This window comes from Candidatus Neomarinimicrobiota bacterium, from assembly GCA_041862535.1.
Taxonomy (GTDB): Bacteria; Fidelibacterota; Marinisomatia; order SCGC-AAA003-L08; family TS1B11.
Genome location: JBGVTM010000321.1, coordinates 1 through 3,178 on the forward strand (window position 1 = coordinate 1; position 3,178 = coordinate 3,178).

Annotated in this window: 3 protein-coding genes; 2 read left to right on the forward strand and 1 reads right to left on the reverse strand. The window is 51.8% G+C overall.

Translation table 11 applies throughout. The features are described from left to right. Positions 1–528, reverse strand: a 528-nt coding sequence (locus ACETWG_11565) for a hypothetical protein (GenBank protein ID MFB0517223.1), incomplete at its 3' end; no start/stop codon positions are given. A 349-nt stretch (positions 529–877) separates the two neighbouring features. Between ACETWG_11565 and ACETWG_11570 the strand changes: the two genes are divergently transcribed. After that, positions 878–2,572 (forward strand): alpha/beta fold hydrolase, encoded by a 1,695-nt coding sequence (locus ACETWG_11570; GenBank protein MFB0517224.1) that lies wholly within the window; start codon positions 878–880, stop codon positions 2,570–2,572. A 219-nt stretch (positions 2,573–2,791) separates the two neighbouring features. Continuing rightward, positions 2,792–3,022, forward strand: a complete 231-nt coding sequence (locus ACETWG_11575; GenBank protein MFB0517225.1) for a hypothetical protein — start codon at positions 2,792–2,794, stop codon at positions 3,020–3,022. Positions 3,023–3,178: the final 156 nt, after the last annotated feature.

Below are 3,178 nucleotides of genomic sequence, written 5' to 3' on the forward strand. Positions count from 1 at the left end.
CTCTTTTAGCCACGGTTCCAGGTCTGTCAGCAGTTCCTCAATGCCGGCAACCAGGTGAGGGAATGCTTCTTCGGGTAATTGAAATTCCTGCGTGATTTCCTCTTCAAATTCTCCCAGGAATATACCGACCAGCTGCGGGCCATCCATTGTATCTATGACAGCGACAATCGAATTCGAATTGAGGAGAGTGAGCCGCAATAAATTCGCTAACTCGGGGTTCTCCCGCTCGCCATGCAGATATTCATAAACGGAATAGACTATGGTATTAAGTTCGGCCTTAAGACGCGGTTCCAGCCTGGTGATTGTTTCTGTCAGGGAGCCAAGGCCTTCTTCCGAAAGTTCCACTGGCAATGCCTGACTCATTGCTTGGCTGGCAAGCGGGGCTATTTCCAACTTGTCGCCTTCAGCGGTCACAAAATCGGGGTTGAGTGCGGTCCGGTTGAGCGAAAATGCCAGACCAAATGCGATCAGGGAGACGAAGAGAATTAAACTTAGTATGACCAGTCCCGCTATATTTAGTCCTCTCATTAAAATATAACTCCTTGGCTTTTTATTCCAACCCGCATTTAGCAATAATCCCGGTCACGGCCTGCGCCGCCAAGCATACCCACGCTCTGCACAGATGTCAATAGCGACAGGCATTATCCTAAATTGCCCGTCGATGATGCACAATACCTCAATTTGTTAGGTGTCGCAGGCCACAATGTTCAGCTCAGTCAATGGACTTGTAGCGTGTGGTAGGCTTGACAGCTAGGTTGCAGGGGCATAATATAGATTCACTGATAGATTTACGAAATCCGGGGGCGAGGTTATAGGTTTGGAGCGGCAGATTCGGTTTTGCATCGCTAGGGATGGGTCGCGTCTCGCTTATTCCACTATGGGTCAGGGACCTGCCTTGATTGCACCACCGGCGTGGATAAGCCATCAAGAGTTGGGTTGGCAAGACCCAGCATATCGCCGGTTTTGGGAAAGGTTAACACATCATCACACCTTGGTGTGCTATGACCGGCCCGGGACGGGTCTCTCCGACCGGAACCGGACAGAATTTTCACTGGATTGGAGTGTTCGGGACCTAGAAACAGTTATTGCCCATCTCAAACTGAAGCGTCTGGCACTACTTGGCTGCTCTGAGGGCGGTCCTGTTGCTGTAACCTATGCCGCCAGGTATCCGCGGCGTGTCAGCCACCTGATCCTCTATGGTACCTACGCCCGTGGCGAAGCAATCACCACGGAGGAGTTCAAGGCCTCTTTCATTTCCTTGGTCCGCGCTCACTGGGGAGTTGGTTCAAAGGTGCTAACTGACATTTTTATACCTGGTGCCGATGCCGCTGCCAGTGAAGTTTTTGCAAAGTACCAGCGCGAGTGTGCTACCCCGGAGATAGCTGCCAAAATACTAGACCTCACATATAAAGCTAATGTGGTGCAGCTGCTTCTCAATCTCCGGGTCCCGACACTGGTGCTTCATCGCCAGCGAGACCGGGCCATGCCCTTCCGGTTGGGTAGAGAACTGGCATCTTTGATACCAGACGCCCGCCTCGTCGCTCTGGAGGGACAATACCACTTTCCATGGCTGGGTGATTTTGAATCAGTGCTGCGCGCCATCGCTGAGTTCCTTGGTGACCCAGTCCCCATTGGTGAAGCGGTGAAATCCGGGCAGCCAGCGGCGCCGGACCGCGCCGTGGCTGTGGATGATCCCGTGGCACGCGAGGCGCGGTCTTTCATCGGAGCGCTGGATTTGGTCGTCCTACCGCGGTATCGCGTTGTCGGCGACTATACCAGACATGAAGAAACGGTGCGCAATATGTTGAAGGATATCAGGCACCAGATCGCGGCTGGATTTGACCGTCCCAGCCGAAAGCGAGAAAACTACCTTGTCTGGGCAGCACCAGGGAGTGGCAAGACCTATTTCGTCCAACAGGTGGCCGCTTCACTACCACAGAGCATCCGTTACAAAGAGTGCAACCTAGCCAAGTGTAATCGCGAGGAATTTCTCGCGGATCTTGCTCAACTAGATACCGAAAACAAGCCGTGCCTCTGCTTGATTGATGAAGTCGATGCCAAACCCGATGAAACCTGGCCTTACGAAGTGTTTTTACCGTACCTGGATGCTAACGCTGCCAGAGGTGCACAGTTTGTCTTTGTCTTGGCAGGCAGTTCCGACTCCAGCCTCGTCCAGATGAAAAAGCAGATTGCTTCGCGGCCCAAGGGCGCTGACCTTCTGACCCGTATTCCAGCCGGGAATGAGTTTGAGATTCCGCCAATGAATCTTGGAGACAGGGTGCTTGTCGTCCTCAACCAATTCAGAAATGCAGGGCGGGAGTTGGGCAGAGAAGTCAAAGAAGTGGAGAAGCTCAGTCTGTATTATGTGGCACTTAATTCACGCTTAGCCAATGCTCGTCAATTGCGCGAGTTGGCTGTACGTGCGGTCGAGCGCCTGCCAGCCGCCGCTGAAGATAGAATAAAGTACGACCACCTGTTCGGTGCCGGAGACCCGGAGAACAAAGCATTCTGGATGCAGTCACTCCCAGCTGCTACAGAACTCGCCAACAGGTTCATCACTCTGGAGGACTGATCGTGCCTCGCCGATGCCCAAACTGGTATGACTTAAAGAACTGCTTCGAATGATCTAACGAAATGCTCTATCTGAAATAAATGGAGGCAATCTTAAGTGACGTCCATTATATCAGAATGCTCAGACTCATCAATCTTTAAACGCCAGCCGATTTTCTCCTCCACTTTTCAGGATTTTATCCATGGAGTATAATATCACTAGAAGGGCAAGGAGGGCGCGATGATATTAAACAAGCTTTTAACACGAAAAGGATGGCGTGTGGTGGCACACTCTTTGCTGGCAGCGGCTGGGATTGGGCTTCTTTATTTATTGTCCAAAATGGTCATAGGGGATATCCAGCAAGAGGATACGATAAGCTGGTGGATTTTAGGCGTGGGAATAGCCTTTTCGCTATGGCTAGTAGCACTGGGAAGTATGCTGGCAAAGGCCGAACTAACTGACTGGAGATAACATCATAGCTGGACTAATAGCTCCTCTCGCCCTATTAGCCCGCCCCCGTGTGGTGCCATTTCCTCGCGCAGTTTATGGGCAAGCAGCGTCATATCTACAGACGACCCGGACTAGTCCAGCCCTGTATAGCCGCAAAATGATATTATCTGGGTTGCT